Here is a 17,086-nt window from a genome sequence, read left to right on the forward strand (position 1 = left end):
AGCGTCAAGATCGACGACGCCAAGGGCGGTAACTACGAGAAGCTGGACGTCGATGGCAAGTCGGCGGACACCTCGGTCACCGACTCGGCGGACACCACCACGCTTAGCCTGACAGCAACCGACTCGGTCGCTGAAGGCGGTTCGATCGTCTACACAGCGAACCTGACCCATGCCGCCGGCACTCCTGTCACCGTGACATTGAGCAACGGCGCCGTGATCACCATCGCCGCCAACGCCACCAGCGGCTCCGTGACCGTCAAGGCGCCGGCCGACGACGTCTACAAAGACGCGGGCACGGTCCAGGCGACCATCAGCAACGCCACCGGTGGTAATTTCGAGAACCTGGTCAAAAGCCCGGCGGCGGCCGTCACCAACGTCACCGACACCCTCGACCGGACCGAAGTCAGCATCACCGGCAGCACCTCGGTGACTGAGGGCCAGACCGCCAGTTACACCGTCAGCCTGACGAGCCCGGCGCAGACCGAAGTCACCCTGAAGATCACCTACAGCGGCACCGCCGCCGACGGTTCGGACTTCACCGGCGTGTACACCGTGAAAATTCCGGCGGGCGCCAGCACGGCGAATTTCAATGTCGCGACCTTGGACAACAGGATCACCGAGGGCACCGAGAACTTCGTGGTCAAGATCGACTCGGCCACCGGCGGCAACTTCGAGAACCTGGCGATCAGCGCGTCCAACGGCAGCATCAGCACTTCGATCATCGACAACGATGCGCCGCCCGTGCTCGACCTGGACGCCAACAACTCCAGCGGCGCCACCGGTGCCAACTACAACGTGACCTTCACCGAAGGCACCACGGGCCAAGGCGTATCGATCGGCGACACCGACCTGAAAATCACCGACCCGGACAGCACCCTGCTGACCGGCGCGACCATCGTGCTGACCAACCGTCAACCGGGCGACGCGCTGAACCTGGGCAACAGCGTCAACGGCATCTCCATCAATGCCAACAGCAAGGACGGCACCGTCACGCTGACGTTGTCCGGCAATGCGACGCTGGCCGACTACATGCAGCAGATCAAGAACATCAGTTTCACCAACAGCAGTGAAGACCCGAGCACCGTGCCGCGGATCATCACCGTGACGGTGACCGATGGCAGCAACTACTCCAACACTGCGACCACCACCGTCAACGTCGTGGCAGTGAACGATGCGCCAACCGCCGCGCCGGTTAACCTCACCGGCACTGAGGACACCCCGCTGATCCTCGGCTGGTCGACCTTCGGCGTCAGCGACGTCGACAGTCCGGCCGCCAACCTCGGCGTAAAAATCACCGGCCTGCCGGGCGAAGGCAAATTGCAGTACCTGAACGGTTCGACCTGGACCGACGTGACGACCAATCAGACCCTGTCCAAGGCTGACATCGACGCGGGTAAAGTGCGCTTCCTGCCGGATGCCAATGAGTCCGGCGCCAATGGCTACGGCGGCACCGGCGTCGGCAACAATCTGGCGGACTACGCACAGATCAAGTTCCAGCCTACTGACGGCACGACGTTGGGCAACATCGGCACGATCAAGATCGACATCACGCCGGTGGCTGACGCGCCGTCCTTGAGCGTGGCGGACAACAGTGTCAAATCCACCGGGCTGATCAAGGAAGTCTGGACCGGCCTGTCGGGCCTCGGCACTGATGGCAGCGGCGCGGCGTCGAACACGCTGAAGTCGGTGATCGATGCGGCCGGCAAACCGAACAGCAGCACCACCGTGACCAACGTGCAGTCCGACGGCAGCGTGACCGCTGGCACCGCATCAAAAACGTCCGGCCTGATCTACCTTGAAGCCGGCAAGACTTACAGCTTCAGCGGCACCGGTGATGACAGCCTGCTCGTGACCATCGGCGGCAAAAACGTGGCCAGCGCGCTCTGGGGCGCGGGCGGCAACCTGAGCGGTTCGTTCACCCCGACCGCCAGCGGCTACTACACCCTGGATATCTACCACCACAACCAGAGCGGCCCGGGCAGCTATGACGTCAACCTGTCGGTCAACGGCGGCGCGGCGGTCGACCTGAGCAGCGCTGGTGTGCCGCTGTACACCGGCGTGGCAGATCTGGCCGCTTCCGGCGTGACAGTTTCCGACCTGCACGGCACCAACGGCGAAGGCTACTACGACGGCTACAAGCTCAACGAAGCGGCCGAAGGCACCAGCGTTCACCTGTCTGCGATCAAAACTGCGCTCACGGACACCGACGGCTCCGAAAGCCTGGTCGTGAAGATCAGCGGCATCCCGGCGGGCTCCGTGCTCACCGATGGCGCCGGCCACACCTTCACCGCCAGCACCTCGTCGGGTGAGGCCAACGTCACCGGCTGGAACCTCGGCTCCCTGACCGTGACCCCGCCGCCGTACTACAACGGCCAGTTCAACCTGACCGTGACCTCGACCTCCACCGAAGTTCTCGGCGGCTCTGCGGCCAGCACCGCGACAATCCCGGTCACGGTTTACCCGGCGGTCTACAACGCCGTTACAGCCACGGCGGCCGATGACACCATCACCGGCACCGACGGCAACGACATCATGGTCGCCGACATCGGCGGGCTGACCGTGGTGCCGGGAACCAACTACAACATTGCCTTCATGGTCGACAGTTCGGGCAGCATGAGCGCCTCGTCGATCAGCGCCGCCAAGGACTCGCTGACGTCGGTATTCAACACCCTCAAGCAGAGCATGGGTGGTAATTCCGGGACGGTGAACATCTTCCTTGCGGACTTCGATAACCAGGTCAACAAGTCTGTCTCGGTGAACCTGAACGATCCGAATGCACTGATCCTGCTAAAAGCGGTGCTGGATTCCATGTCGTCGGGCGGCGGCACCAACTACGAAGACGTATTCAAAACCACGGCGAACTGGTTCCAGAGTGCCGACGCCATGGCCAACACCGGGGCGAAAAACCTCACGTATTTCATCACCGATGGCAAGCCGACCTACTACCAGAGCGGTGAGCAGACCAACCCGACCCTGTTCGGCAACGTGAAGCTCGATGATGTGATCACCACCACCAATTACAAGTTGGGGCAGACCTACTCCGGTTATCTGGACAGCACTCACTACCTGAGCATCGATAACTCCGGCACCGTCACGCTGCAGACGTACAAGAACTCGTGGGGCGGTTACTGGAGCAGTTCCGAACTGGGCACCATTCGCGCTGAGGGCAACGGCACATACGAGCTGTCCTATCGCGACGGCAACGGCAGCAGCACTGGCTCTAGCGCCATCGACAACTCGACCAACGGTTTCGCGCTGCTGGACAAGGTGTCGACGGTTGAAGCCATCGGCCTGAACAAAGACGTCACCCTCAGCGACCTCAAGCCATACGACTCGGACAAGACGCCGCAAACCAACATTGATCCGAAAGACCTGGCCAACTCGATCATCGGTCACACCGAAGCGACCATGCCGGGTGCCGACACGGTCAATGGCGGCAATGGTAACGACATCCTGTTCGGCGACCTGGTGAGCTTCAACGGCATCGCCGGCGAGGGTTACCAGGCGATGCAGGCGTTCGTCGCCAAAGAAACCGGTGTGGACGTCAGCAAAGTCACCACCAGCAACGTGCACCAGTTCATCACCGAGCACTACAGCGCATTCGACGTGTCCGGCGCCCATGACGGCAACGACACGCTGTTGGGCGGTTCGGGCAATGACATTATCTTCGGCCAGGGCGGCAACGACCTGCTCGACGGCGGCAAGGGCAATGACATTCTGCTCGGCGGCTCGGGTAACGATTCGCTGATGGGCGGCCAGGGTAACGACATCCTGATTGGCGGTTCGGGTGCCGACACCTTCGTCTGGAAGGCTGGCGACACCGGCAACGACGTGATCAAGGACTTCAAGGCCAGCGAAGGTGACCGCATCGACCTGCGCGATCTGCTGCAAGGCGAAACCGGCAGCACCATCGACAACTTCCTGAAAATCAGCACCGTGGATGGTGTGTCGTCGCTGCAAGTCAGCTCCGGCGGCAAGTTCAACTCAGGCGATGCCGCGGCCGCAACGCCGGATGTGACGATCAAACTGGAAGGCAATAACTGGTCCAGCGCCAACCTGAACTCGTTGATTGCCGGCAGTGACCCAACCATCAAAGTCGATCACAACAACAGCTGATCCCACGAAAAACGGCCGCCCTTATGGGGCGGCCGTCACGTTTGTGCCCATCCCCCCGGTGACGATTTCGTCGCCGCACCGCATACTCGTGCCCAGTTGGCCTATGCTGCTGACAGCATGACGCTGGTTCATTTCTGAGGGATGCTCAATGTTCTACGTGCAACGAGATGCGCAAGGTCAGTTAGTGCGCGTGGAAGCCGCGGCCTACGCCGAAGCCACGGAAACGCTGCCGGCCGACAACCATGAAATCCAGGCTTGGTACGCCAACGAAGCTGTGGAAAAAAGCCTCAAGCAGCTAAAGACGAGCGACCAGGAAATGATCCGGGTACTCGACGACTTGATCCAGGTACTGACCAGAAAAGGCGTTATCCGCGTCACCGACCTGCCGGCCGCCGCCCAGGCCAAGCTGATGGACCGGACCCAGGCGCGTGAGGCGTTGGGTGGGTTGAGTCACTTGATTGATGATGATGAGACAGGGTTGATTTAAACCTCAGCCTTCGACGTTGGCTGTGCTGACGCCTTCGCGGGCAAGCCTCGCTCCTACAGGTTTACGCCAACGCACGACCTTGTAGGAGCGAGGCTTGCCCGCGAAGACGGACTCCCAGACGACCAAATCCTAAAGCCTCACTGCCAAGGCTTCGGCTCACCAAACAACTGCCCCTGAACCCCATACAACCCCATCTCCCGAATCACCGACAACTCCCCTTCGGTCTCCACCCGCTCGGCAATCAACGGCAGATCAATGCTATGTGCCGCTCGCTGGATCGCCTCGATGAACAGGCGCTTGTCGCTTTCCTGATCAATCGCGCGGATGTAACTGCCGTCGATCTTCAGGTATGCCAACCCCAACCGCGCCAGGTTGCCGATCATGCTGAAGCGCCCGCCAAACCGTTGCAGGCTCAACGAGAACCCAAGCTCACGCAGGCGCCGTGTCAGTTCTTCCAGCATCGCTTGCTCGGGCAGTTGTTCCTCGCCGATTTCCAGGGTCAGCCGCGGTCCGAGATCGGAGTGGGCACGCAAAATCTCGAAGACTTTATTCAGCGCCTGCGGATCGGCCAACGTCGCCGAAGACAGGTTCAGCGCCAGCGATTCTTCATGCTCGGCCATCTGCTCAAGCACCAACTCCAACATCAGCCGATCCAGGCGCGCGGTCCAGCCAAAGCGCTCCAGCCACGGCAGGAAGCGTCCAGCGGGAATGGTCTGGCCCTCGTCGTCGATCAACCGCGACAGCACCTTGTAATGCAGCACCACTTGCGTGTCCTGGCTGGCCACCACCGGTTGGAAATACAACTGAAACCGCTGCTGATTCAGCGCCTGGTCCAGCAATGTATGCCAGGCGTGATGGTCATCCCCGACGCTGGTCGAGGCGCTGTGATCGAGGCATGCCCAGCTCTGTTCGCCCTGGCCTTCAGCCTGAGCCAGCGCCTGGTCGCCCAAACCCAACACCGCTTGGGGCGAGTCGCCATGAACAAACGGCGCCAGACCGATCGACGCGACCGAGGCCACATCCGTGGCACCGGTCGCATGCAGGCTGGCCAAGGCGCTGTCCAGATTCTGCGCCAGTTGCAGCGCTTCTTCGCGCACCAGCCCCGGCGCCAGCACGGCAAACTCACCGCCACGGATCCGGGTGACGAGGTTCTGTGTTTCCGGGTACTTGGCGCACTCGCGGGACAGTTGCTCGCCCACGGCCTGCAATAATTGGTCGGTGCGCTGACCGCCCAGACGCTGGTTCAAACCGGCCAGGTCCTTGACCCGCAACAGCAGCAGATAACCCGAACTCGCCTGCTCCGGATTGCTCACCCGGGCGTTCAACTGCATCTCGAAATAACGACGGTTGGCCAGGCCCGTGAGGTTGTCCTGGTAGGACTCGACCCGTAGTTTTTCACTGCGCTCGGCCTGTTCCTGAAACAGCGCCTTGAGCTTCTCGACCATCTGATTCATGGCCTGCACCACTCGGCGCAGTTCCGGTGTGCGCGGCAGTTCCGGCAGGCTGAGGAATTCGCGGCGAGCAATGGCGTGGGATTGCTTGACCATGTAATCCAGCGGCTTCAGTTGTCGACGCAGCAACAGCGCGCCCAATACCGCGCTCACCGCACCGCAGATCAGCAACCAGCCGAGGCTGCCCAACGCGCTCTGCCAAAGCTTGGCCAAGGCGAACATCGGATGGCTGACCACCTCGACCCGCGCCGCCTGTTCCCAGCCACGGCTGACCAGCGCATCGCCGCCGGCCGGTTCCAGGCCGATCATTTTGACGAACCAGTCCGGCACGTTGTTCACCGCTGGAATGCCGCTGCGCTCGACGATGGTCTGGTCAGTCTTGAGGTCGACCACGCGGATGCTCGCGTAATAGCCGCTGTCGAAGATCGAACTGACCAGCAACTCGACCATCGCCGGGTCGTCGATGTTCGGCGTCAGGGACAGCGCCAATGCCGTCGCGGCGTCCTGGGCGTGGGAGCGCAACTGGTTGACGTACTGGGTCCGCGAGCTTTCCAGGCTGACCATGAAGCTGCCGGTGAAGGCGACCACCAGGAACAGACAGATAGCGATCAACAGCTGTTTGAACAAAGACATCTGAGCGCGTGCTCCTAGTTAGTCGTTTCGACCGGAAAACCTTCGGCCTGCATTTTCTTCAACACGTCCTGCCAGCGAGACAGGCGTTTGGTATCTCCGACCTTTTTGTTGCCCTTGGCGCCCGGCAACCACAACCCTTCGGCATTGAAAGAGTAGACCGGCAGCAAGTCGGTTCGTTGGCTGGCCGGTTTTATTGCATCGATCAGGCTGTCGAGCACCAGCGGCATGGCCTCGGGGCTCGAATAGTAAGTCAGCACCATGTGCGCCCGGTTCAGGCGCAACGCCTTGACGTAGGTAATGCGCAGCTTGTCACTGGAAACGCCGAGATGGCGCAGGCTGAAGTACTTGGCGATCGCATAGTCTTCGCAGTCGCCGGCGCCCTTCCACAGGGCTTCGATGGGTGTTTCCCAATAATCGACCTCATGCCAAAGGTCGATGTCCTCAACGTAACGCACCTGCTTGTTGAAAAACTGGTTGACCACATTGAGCTGTTCCAGCTCGCTGGCCTGCTTCTGCGTGGCCAGCAGATGCTGCCAGGCATCGATGCGCGGCTTCCCGTCACCCAATGGCCCATACAAGGCCTGCGCCTTGCGGCTGATCAGCGAAAAATCCCAATCGGCATGCAGCCCGCCCAGCATGGCGCCAGCCAGCAGCAACGCGCAGCACAGCCAGCGCAAAGTCCGAGGGATCGCGAAACGTACCGCCAATGCGAGGCATCCAGGTCAGGCAGGTGAAATTCGGTTGATGGTGCAGGTTAGCCCGTTAAAAGACAATGGCACGGTGCAATCACTGGCAACGCGCTAGACTTTGAATGGTAGGTGACATGAAACGTCGCGGGCTGCGGTCTTTTGTCCGTTTGACAAGCTGCATGGCAGTCACTAGTGTCCATTTGGATCCAAATATTTCAGCCAATCAGGGTGCGTAGTTGTGACACAGAAGCCCAACCCCCTCAGCAGTATCAAGGTCAACGGGCCGATTCCCGCTCACTTGGCACGCTCGGTGATCGAAGAAACCCTGCGATCGGCCATTCTAGACGGGCGCATTCCCTGCGGCACCGCGTTGCGCCAACAAGATTTGGCCGACCTGTTCGGCGTCAGCCGCATGCCGGTGCGTGAAGCCTTGCGCCAACTTGAAGCCCAGGCGCTGCTGAACGTTATCGCCCATAAAGGCGCGGTGGTTGCACCGCTGGTCCAGGGCGATGCCGTCGAAACGTATGCATTACGGATTCTGTTGGAATCCGAGGCACTGCGTTTGTCGATTCCCTTGTTGGAAAAGGAAGACGTCGAGCGGGCAGCCAAGCATATCGACGACCTGGAAATGGAGCACGATTACAGCGAAATCGGCCGCCTCAATCGGCTCTTCCACATGGCGCTTTATTGCAAGGCCCCTAACCAGCGGCTATTGCGGCTGGTCGAGGACGGGTTGAACGAAGAAGAGCGCTTTCTGCGCTTTAATCTGGAAGCCATGGGCTTGGGCAAGTTGTCCCAGGAAGACCACCGAGCGCTGTTGCTGGCCGTCGAAGACCGCAACGTCGAGCGTGCGGTCAAGCTGCTCGAGCATCACCTCAATCGCGGTGTCGAGGTCATCACGCGCTACCTCAACAGCCCCGAAGCGCTTAACAAGAAAACCCCCAGGTAACTCCCGGCGCCAAGCCTGGGCGCGCAGTTCGAACTGCGCGCCGCGCTTGCTGTGAATAATCTACTTACACATCCCCGCTTCAGCCACCGCACGCCCCCTCCCCAAGCCTGCCTTCGATTCGCCTCCCTCAGGTTCCATCAATACGCCAGCAAAGATGACGGCCGGGCGATAGCGGCGGCCGTGATTTACGCTCACTCTTGGGCTGCCAACGAATAATGAACGGGCGACGCGCCGCCATGGCGGCACAGTCCTCGCACCAAGAACCTACGGAAGGAGTCTTGTCACGGGAAAGGAAGCACCGGCGTCAATCCCAGCCAACTTCCACCCCCTTGAAGCATTCAACGGAACAACTTTGAAAGTTGCTTTGAGTGAGGCATTCACTCTTCATTTGAATTTTGACGATACTTCGTCGAAAGGAGCAACTACGCCCAAATAAAACTGATACTTATAGTTTTATTAGAACTTGTCGCACTCAAGAAAGTTGAACTTTCAAATAATATAAAAATAACTTGCCCGATACTTTATTCGTGTATTAGTTTTTCTCCGCCGCCAGCAAACACGGCACCAAAACGACTGTATCGCACTTAATGAGATCAATTTAGTTGAGGCATTCGCTCGCCAACAAAAACGTTAGACGACCGTCACTTATTGATCACAACACCCTTAACGGCATTTCAGATCACTTATAGGCTCGCTCATGAAAACGAATAAAGACCGACTCAACCAGAAGAAAGCAGAACTTAGTGCACACCCGATCTTTTCTGAAATACATTCGCTGTCGGTACTTCAACGGTTCATGGAAACCCATGTCTTTGCGGTGTGGGATTTCATGTCGCTGACCAAACGCTTGCAACAGGAACTGACCTGCGTCCAACTGCCCTGGTTGCCGCCGCGAGATCCGCAGGCCGCGCGTCTTATCAATGAGATTGTGCTGGGTGAAGAGTCCGATGATCGCCCGGCCCAAGGTCATTACAGTCATTTCGAGTTGTACCTGGATGCGATGCGCGAAGTCGGTGCCAGCACGGCGGCCGTGGAACGCTTCGTGGCGTTGCAACAAGAAGGCGTGAGTTACGACGTGGCGCTGCAAAGCGTTGATGTCGATCCGGCGGCTGCGCAGTTTGTACGGCACACCTTGCACACCGCGCTGCATGCGCCGGGACATAGCGTTGCCGCAGCGTTTTTGCACGGTCGTGAGAGCGTTATTCCGCAGATGTTCCAACGGATTCTCGACGACTGGGGCATCGGCATCGAGCAGGCGCCCACCTTCCGTTACTACCTGGAGCGGCACATCGAAGTCGACTCCGAGGACCACGGCCCCGCCGCTGAAAAACTCCTCGCCCGGCTGGTCGACGGCGATCCGCAACGCGAAGCGGACGTCTACGCCAGCGCCATTGCCGCCGTGGAAAGTCGCATTGCATTGTGGGACGGCCTGCGCCTGAGCATGAGCGAACCGGTTGCGGAGGTGAACGCATGAACGCCGCCGACTACCAATCCTTCGCCGACGCCTGGGAAAGTCGCGCGACCATCCGCACCCGCCCGCGGCGCGTGCTGGAGAATGACGGCAAACTGATCTATCCGTTGAGCCGCCAACCGTTGGTGCTGAGCGAGACCTTCCTGCGCGAATGCCCGGAACAACGGGACTTCGCGCTGGTGCAGACGCTCTACAAATTCATCAACGACGTGGTGATTTTCGAAACCGAGATCGTCGACAAGACCGCCCGCAGCATCGCCAAAAATCGCTTCGCCGTGGCGTTCCCGTTTGCCTGTCGCTATGACGCCATGACTGTGGTGGTGGACGAGGATTACCACGCGCTGGTGGCCATGGACTTCATGCAGCAGACCGTCGCCATGACCGGCATTACGCCAATCCAGCTGCCGGATGAAATCGAGCTGAGTCGGGCGATCCCGGCGGCCGTGGCCCTCGCACCAGAGCATCTGCGCAGCGCGGTAGAACTGATCTGCGTGGCCATCGCCGAGAACACCGTAACCGGCGATGTCGCGGCGTTCGCCAAGGACGAAACGGTCAAGCAGTCGATCAAGGGCCTGATGGCCGATCACTTGCTCGACGAGGGCCGCCATTCCGGGTTCTGGTCGCGGATGGTGCGCATTTACTGGCACACCGCGAGCGAAGACGACCGCCAGCTCATCGCGCAAATCCTGCCAGTGTTCATCGGCCATTACCTGACCAACGACATCCAGAAGTCCTTCGATTTCCGCTTGATCGAAGCCTTGCAGATCAGCGACGCGGCACGCCAGGCACTCAAGAACGAGATCTCGGGGCTGGCCTTCCCGATCAATCGTCATCACCCGCTGGTCGCCAACATCGTGCGGTTTTTCCGCAGCAGTTCGCTGCTGGATTCGCCGTGCGTGCAAGACACCCTCAGCGACTACCTGGTTTAACGAGGAGAACATCATGAGACGTCTCGACATTTTGCTCATTGGGCAAAGCCAGGCCTTGACCGACCTGGCGCTGGAACTTGAACAACAGGGTCATTCGCTGGTGCGGCTCGATGCGTTTGAGGAGGCACCGTCGTTTGATCTGCTGATTGACGACGCCAGCCAGGCGTTTTCAGTCCCGAGTGATGCGCCGCATCTGACACTGCAACTGGGAATTGGCGTGCCGAACGTCACCGGTCTACCGCCGATTGACCTGCTGTGCATGCAAGGATCAACGCTGTTCACGCGCGTGCCGATTGCCGATGAACCTAGCGGAAACGGCCAGGCCTTGCGCCTGCGAGCGGTGGCGGAACTGGTGGATCACGTCTCACTGCTGGTCAGCCGATTCTCCCGGGACGCCGAGTATTTTCTCTGCGCTGAACCGGCTGCGGCAGCCCATTTTGAACAGGTGGACAATCTGCTGTTTTTAGAACGCCTGGCGTTCGTTCATCAACTCAACAACACCGCTCAACCGTGGCTGCAAGAACTTGCCCGGATCCCGATGATCGAGCGTCTGCAACAACGCTTCATCGAGTCCGCCGAACGACCTGCGCTGAACATCGACGGCACATCGCTGAGTTATCGGCAATTACACGCCCAGAGCCGTGCGATCCAGCAACGCTTGCTGCCGTTGCTCGCACAGCATCAAGGCCCGTTGGTGGTCGGGATCTGCCTGCCGAAATGCAGTGCGTTGTATGCAGGGATCCTGGCGATTCTGGGCAGCGGCGCGGTGTATTTGCCGCTGGAGCCGAGCCATCCGCCGCAACGTCAGCAGTACATCCTTTCGAATGCAGGAGCGGTGTTGTTGCTGCATGACGGCCAGCATCCCCTCGCCGATGAAATGCCGGGGCTGGACATCAGTCGCATCGACTTCGCTGACGTCGCTCTCGGTCAACCCTTGATGCGCCAGCGCCCCGCTCTCGACGCGCCCTGCATGGCGCTCTATACCTCGGGCACCACCGGGCATCCCAAAGGCGTGCTGCTCAGCCAGGCTAACCTCGCGCACTTCACCGCGTGGTATGCCGACTATGTGCAGCTGACCGAACACAGTCGGGCCTTGCAGTTTTCGTCGTTGAGTTTCGACTCGTCGCTGATCGATATTTTCCCGACCCTGCTTCAGGGCGCCGAACTGATCGTGCCGAACGACGACCAGCGTCGCGATCCGTTGCAACTGGTCGAGCTGATTCGCCATCAACGCCTCAGCCATGCATTTTTACCGCCAGCGCTGTTGAGCATTCTGCCGCTGGATCAGCTGCAGGTCCTGGATCATGTAATGACCGGCGGCGATGTCTGCGAACCCTACGTTATCGAGCAGCTCACCCGTCAGGGCAATCTCTACAACCTCTATGGCCCGACCGAAGCCACGGTGCTTATTACCGCGCGCCAACTGCGCGCTGGCGACAACAACCGCACCCTCGGGTCGCCGATTGCCAACAGCCAGGTGCTAATTCTCGATGAGGCTTTTCAGCCGGTGGCCGAGCAGGTCGTCGGTGAGTTGTACATTGTCGGGCCGGGGGTGTGCCTGGGTTATCTGAACAACCCGCAGCAGACTGCCGAACGTTACCTGGACATGAACTTGCCAGACGGCCAGCGCCTGCGCGCCTACCGTACCGGCGATATGGCGAAATGGACCGGCGACGGTATCGAGCTGTGTGGACGGCGGGACAATCAGGTGAAAATCCGCGGCTTTCGCGTCGAGCCGGAAGAGATCGAACGCTGCCTGCGCGACAGTCAGTTGTACCGCCAGGTGGCGGTGGTCATCGACAGCCAACGGCGGATTCTGGCGTTCCTCGCACAACCTCAGGAGAACCAAACGGGCGCCGCGCGCGAAGCCTTGAAGGCTCATGCGATGCAGTTTTTGCCGGACTACATGCAACCCATCGCCTGGACTGAATTGCCGAGCATGCCGTTCGCCAGTAACGGCAAAGTCGACCGTAAAGCGCTGCTGGCGATGCCGGTGAATGTTGCCGAAAACACGACACGGCGCTTGCCCGCCAGCGCCGATGAAGCGCTGTTGCTGGAGATCTGGGCTGAGCTGCTGGAGTTGCCGGCCAGCGATATTTCGACCGACGAAAGTTTCTTCAATCTGGGCGGCCACTCGATTCTGTTGTCACGGATGTTGCTGCGATTACGTGAAGAATTCGGCCGCAGCATCTCGATCAATCGCTTCATTGAATTGCCGACTATTGCGAAGCTGGCGACATTGGTGCGCGGCTCCGGCACCGAGGAAGTCCTGAGCGCGCAAGCACTGGCGGATGCCTTCCGCGAGCTGGATATTCAGCCGCTGCCCATCAGCCGTATGGGTGATGTGCACAAGGTGATCGTCACCGGCGCAAACAGTTTTGTCGGTGTGCACATCGTCGAAGCGTTGCTGGCGTGGGGCGTCACTGAAGTGGCTTGCCTGGTGCGCGATGGCGGTGGGCAATCGGCGGCTGAGCGCTTCGCTCATGCGTTACGGGAAAACCGTCTGGAGCACCTGGACCTGAGTCGGGTGCAGGTTTACGCGGCAGACATCACTCGCCCGGCGTTGGGGCTTGATGCGCACGTTTACGAGCGCCTCGATCGAGAGTTCGGCGCGCTGGTGCACAACGCCGCCAACGTCAATCACGTGCTCGATTACGAGTCGTTGGCGCGGGACAACGTCGAGCCGATTTTCGAATGCCTTCGGCTGTGCGAGGGGCGCAGCAAGAAGATCTTCAATTTTGTCTCCACGCTGTCGGCGTCCAGCACGATTGCCGACGATGGCCGAGTGCTGGAATTACCCGCAGCGCAGACGCCACCGATCTACATCAAGAACGGCTACAACCTGTCCAAGTGGGTCGGCGAACGGATCCTCGAACGAGCGCGTGAACGTGGGGTGCGGGTCAATCTTTATCGCCCCGGCAACATCAGCTTCAACAGCCTCTCCGGCGTCTGTCAGCCGCACAAAAACCGCTTGATGCTGATGCTCAAGGGCTCGATCCAGCTCGGCCAGGTGCCGGAGTTTTCGCTGAATTTCGACCTGATGCCGGTGGACTTTCTCGCTCGCTTCATTGGCTTCCATGCCAGCCGTTATTCATCTGAAAAAGCGGTGTTCAACCTGCACAACCCCGAGCCCCTGAGTTGGGACGATTACGTCGCGTCATTCCGTGAGGCGGGGCGGGAGTTCTCCATGGTCAGCGTCGCCGACTGGCAACAGCAACTGGGTCGGGTCGACAGCGACAACGCGCTGTTCGGCGTACTCGGTTTCTACCTCAACGGCTTCGAGGAAGACATCGGCGACATCTCGATGATCGGCCACGACAACGCCCAGGCCGGCGTTCGGCAGATGGGCGCGCACTACCCGGAAAAATCACCCGCACTGCTGCGTCGCGGTTGCGACTACCTCAAAGAAATCAATTTCATCTGATTCATTCAAACCCAATGGAGCAAGACCATGAACAATCTGCAACCCGATACCCTGATCAAAAACCCGCAAGGCTGCCATGTCGTGTCCTCGGTGGAGGTGCCGGCGGATGCCGCGCGGGTCTGGGCGGTGGTCGGCAACTTTGCCGGCTTCGATCAGTTCATTCCGGCGCTGTCGCACATCGAGATGACGGGCGAAGGCGTGTCGTCGCTGCGCAAGAAATTTTTCAAGGACGGCAACCTGGTGGTCGAGCAACTCAATTCCCGGGATGACCAGGCGTTGAACATCACGTGGACGACCATTTACAACACGCTGGGCGTGGCCAATTTGTGGGCGGCGATGAGTGTTGAACCGCTGGGTGCGGACACGTCACGGGCGACCTGGACGATCATTGCCGAACCGGCGCAGGGAGGTGCTGAGGCGTTGCCGGGGTTCAAGGATTTTGTGCAGGGCTTTGCGGATGACGCGATGAATAATGTGTTGAAGCTATTTGCGTAGAGCTTTGGTCCAGCGGTGACTTTTCTACCGCTTTCGCGGGCAAGCCTCGCTACTACAGGGTTTTCCATGCCCTGTAGGAGCGAGGCTTGCCCGCGAAGAACGATAACGCAGTAGAACTGACCCGAATCAGATCTTGAAGCTATCGACCAGTTGCTTCAACCGGTTCGCCTGCAACGACAACGCATCACAATCCTTCAATGTTTCATTGAGGTTTGCCACGCTCTGCTGGTTCAACAAGTTGATCTGGTTGACGTCGACGTTGAGGGTTTCCACCACCGCCGTCTGCTCTTCGGTCGCCGCGGCCACCGACTGGTTCATGCCGTCGATTTCGCCGATGCGCTGCGTCACGCTGACCAATCGCAGGCCCGCCTGATTCGCCACTTCGACACTCTCTTCACTGGAGACCTGACTGGCATTCATGGTCGTCACTGCTTCGCGAGAACCGATCTGCAGCGAGGTGATCATCTTGTGGATCTCTTCCGCCGACTCCTGTGTGCGATGCGCCAGGTTGCGCACTTCGTCCGCCACGACCGCAAAACCACGACCGGCTTCACCGGCACGCGCCGCTTCGATGGCGGCGTTGAGCGCCAGCAAGTTGGTCTGCTGGGAGATGCCTTTGATCACATCCAGAATGTGCCCGATGTTGTCAGTGCTGGCGTTCAGGGTTTCGATCTGGGTGCAGGACAGGCTGATTTTCTGCGACAACTCGGTCATGGCCAGGATGGTTTTCTCTACTACCTGACGACCATCATCCGCCTGCTCGCTTGCACCGCTCGCATGCTGCGAAGCATCGGCAGCATTGCGGGCGATTTCCTGGGTGGCGGCACCCAATTGGTTGATGGCGGCAGCCACGCTGTTGGTGCGCGCGCTTTGCTCATCGGAGCCGACGATCGAAGCGTTGGACGATGCCATTACGCGCTGCGACAAATCGTGGACCTGGCGGGTCGCCGAGGACACTTCGGAAATCGATGCGTGAATCCGCTCCACGAACTGGTTGAACGAACCACCCAACTCGCCGAACTCATCTTTGCTTTCCACGGCCAGACGACGGGTCAGGTCGCCCTCGCCCTGGGCGATGTCCTGCATCGCGCGGCCCATGGTGGTCAGCGGACGCATCAGCACGTTGATCAGCAGGCTCAACAGCACGGCAATCACACTGACGGCGATGAACATTGCAATCAACGCCGAAGTGCGGAATTGACTCAGTGGTGCGTAGGCCTTGTCCTTGTCGATCGACAGACCGATGTACCACTCGGCATTCGGCAAACCGCTCACCGGGGTGAACGAGAGGATGCGGTCCTGCTTGTTCAGGGTGACGTCCTGATTGCCCTTCTCGATGCGCACGCCAGAGTTTGGATAAATGTCCTTCAGGTTTTTCATCACCTGGTCTTTATCCGGGCTGACGATCACCTGACCGTCGGCACTGACCAGGAACGCGTGGCCGATGCCACCGAAGTCCACCGAGTTGATGATCTTTACCAGGGTCTCCAGGCTCAGATCACCGCCGACCACGCCGAGCAATTCACCGTTCTTTTTCACCGGCATGGCGATGGTCACCACCAACCCACCGACGGCGGCCATGTACGGCGGCGTCAGCATGGTCTTGTCGGCAGCCACGGCTTGTTTGTACCAGGGACGCTGACGCGGATCGTAACCGTCCGGCATCTTCGCGTCAGGGCGTTGGGTGAACACGCCGTTGGCCTGGCCGACGTAAGTGAACTGGAAGTTCGAGGTGAAGGCCGGTTGATCAACCAGTCCGGGAAGGTCCGCATTGGCGCCTTGATGAGCGACGTTCTGGGCGAGGTTTTCCAGCACCAGCACACGGCCGCTCATCCAGTTCTGCACGCTGCTGGCGGTCAGATCGCCAGCTTGCTGGACGGAGGACTCGAGGTTTTGCCGGATGGTGTTTCGCTGCAGATAGTCGTTGTACAAAGTGAACAACGCAAAAGCCAGCACCACGACGCCAGAGGCGGCCAGAAGGATTTTATGGCTGAACTTGAGATTCATTTCATGGGACTTCTTATGCAAAAAGTGGGGATGCGTTCCAGGTGCAACATTCCATGTAACAGCGCAGGCGGAATTCTTCGGTCGCGCTACTTTGGTGCACGCATGTCTCACTAGTCTTTCGGCACTAGTCGGAGAAATCTTAGGGGTTTGTATGAAATGACCGATATTCCCGCCGAACGGCGCTCTAGAGCCGTTGGAGCTCGATGCGCTTATTGGACATCAACACTGGGCAAGGGTGTGGCGCAGAAGTGGCATGACTCGCAGGGGATAATGACCTGACGTTTTTAGGAGCCAAAACGACAAAACCCCTGTCTGCGTTAGCAGACAGGGGTTTCGGAATTCAATCTTGACGATGACCTACTCTCACATGGGGAAACCCCACACTACCATCGGCGATGCATCGTTTCACTGCTGAGTTCGGGATGGGATCAGGTG

The 17,086-nt window shown here is 59.6% G+C and carries 9 protein-coding genes, 1 rRNA gene and 1 pseudogene; 7 read left to right on the forward strand and 4 right to left on the reverse strand.

Annotated elements, in window-relative coordinates:
• Together FHL16_RS32375 and FHL16_RS32380 are read left to right on the forward strand one after the other, a co-directional pair.
• Window positions 1-4,116 (forward strand): annotated as a pseudogene (locus tag FHL16_RS32375) (LapA family giant adhesin); the annotation flags it as partial.
• Window positions 4,117-4,264: 148 nt separating this feature from the next.
• A complete protein-coding gene (locus FHL16_RS32380) occupies window positions 4,265-4,603 on the forward strand; it encodes a hypothetical protein (RefSeq protein ID WP_010464933.1) in 339 nt (112 codons plus the stop codon).
• A 137-nt stretch (window positions 4,604-4,740) separates the two neighbouring features.
• Here the strand turns inward: FHL16_RS32380 and lapD are convergent, their stop codons facing one another.
• On the reverse strand, window positions 4,741-6,687 hold the full coding sequence (gene lapD / locus FHL16_RS32385) for a cyclic di-GMP receptor LapD (RefSeq protein ID WP_077750429.1): 1,947 nt from the start codon (window positions 6,685-6,687) through the stop codon (window positions 4,741-4,743).
• 14 nt (window positions 6,688-6,701) lie between these two features.
• Window positions 6,702-7,394 (reverse strand): cysteine protease LapG, encoded by a 693-nt coding sequence (gene lapG, locus FHL16_RS32390; RefSeq protein ID WP_010464935.1) that lies wholly within the window; start codon window positions 7,392-7,394, stop codon window positions 6,702-6,704.
• 220 nt (window positions 7,395-7,614) lie between these two features.
• On the opposite strand from lapG, the gene FHL16_RS32395 reads away from it, so the two are divergent.
• From FHL16_RS32395 to FHL16_RS32415, 5 genes are all read left to right on the forward strand, one after another.
• Entirely contained in the window at window positions 7,615-8,325 is a 711-nt protein-coding gene (locus tag FHL16_RS32395) for a GntR family transcriptional regulator (protein WP_077750430.1), read from the forward strand.
• 697 nt (window positions 8,326-9,022) lie between these two features.
• Entirely contained in the window at window positions 9,023-9,799 is a 777-nt protein-coding gene (locus FHL16_RS32400; protein WP_077750431.1) for a DUF3050 domain-containing protein, read from the forward strand.
• Window positions 9,796-10,725, forward strand: coding sequence for a diiron oxygenase (locus tag FHL16_RS32405; RefSeq protein WP_077750432.1), 930 nt, complete (start codon window positions 9,796-9,798; stop codon window positions 10,723-10,725). The genes FHL16_RS32400 and FHL16_RS32405 overlap by 4 nt, the downstream gene beginning before the upstream one ends.
• 13 nt (window positions 10,726-10,738) lie before the next feature.
• Window positions 10,739-14,149 carry a non-ribosomal peptide synthetase gene (locus FHL16_RS32410; protein ID WP_077750433.1) on the forward strand — a complete coding sequence of 1,137 codons (3,411 nt, stop codon included), beginning with the start codon at window positions 10,739-10,741 and terminating at the stop codon, window positions 14,147-14,149.
• 27 nt (window positions 14,150-14,176) lie between these two features.
• Window positions 14,177-14,644, forward strand: coding sequence for an SRPBCC family protein (locus FHL16_RS32415; protein ID WP_077750434.1), 468 nt, complete (start codon window positions 14,177-14,179; stop codon window positions 14,642-14,644).
• 126 nt (window positions 14,645-14,770) lie between these two features.
• On the opposite strand, the gene FHL16_RS32420 is transcribed toward FHL16_RS32415, so the two are convergent.
• Together FHL16_RS32420 and rrf are read right to left on the reverse strand one after the other, a co-directional pair.
• Window positions 14,771-16,651, reverse strand: a complete 1,881-nt coding sequence (locus FHL16_RS32420; protein WP_077750435.1) for a methyl-accepting chemotaxis protein — start codon at window positions 16,649-16,651, stop codon at window positions 14,771-14,773.
• A gap of 344 nt (window positions 16,652-16,995) precedes the next feature.
• Window positions 16,996-17,086, reverse strand: a 5S ribosomal RNA gene (gene rrf / locus FHL16_RS32425); the annotation flags it as partial.

The sequence above is a fragment of the Pseudomonas sp. FSL W5-0299 genome (assembly GCF_005930655.1).
In the GTDB taxonomy this organism is placed as follows: Bacteria; Pseudomonadota; Gammaproteobacteria; order Pseudomonadales; family Pseudomonadaceae; genus Aquipseudomonas; species Aquipseudomonas mandelii.

Excerpts from the sequence above, each read along its gene's own strand:
- FHL16_RS32380 (WP_010464933.1), top strand. The coding sequence starts at position 4,265 with ATGTTCTACGTGCAACGAGATGCGCAAGGTCAGTTAGTGCGCGTGGAA.
- lapD (WP_077750429.1), bottom strand. The coding sequence starts at position 6,687 with ATGTCTTTGTTCAAACAGCTGTTGATCGCTATCTGTCTGTTCCTGGTG.
- FHL16_RS32400 (WP_077750431.1), top strand. The coding sequence starts at position 9,023 with ATGAAAACGAATAAAGACCGACTCAACCAGAAGAAAGCAGAACTTAGT.
- FHL16_RS32405 (WP_077750432.1), top strand. The coding sequence starts at position 9,796 with ATGAACGCCGCCGACTACCAATCCTTCGCCGACGCCTGGGAAAGTCGC.
- FHL16_RS32410 (WP_077750433.1), top strand. The coding sequence starts at position 10,739 with ATGAGACGTCTCGACATTTTGCTCATTGGGCAAAGCCAGGCCTTGACC.
- FHL16_RS32415 (WP_077750434.1), top strand. The coding sequence starts at position 14,177 with ATGAACAATCTGCAACCCGATACCCTGATCAAAAACCCGCAAGGCTGC.
- FHL16_RS32420 (WP_077750435.1), bottom strand. The coding sequence starts at position 16,651 with ATGAATCTCAAGTTCAGCCATAAAATCCTTCTGGCCGCCTCTGGCGTC.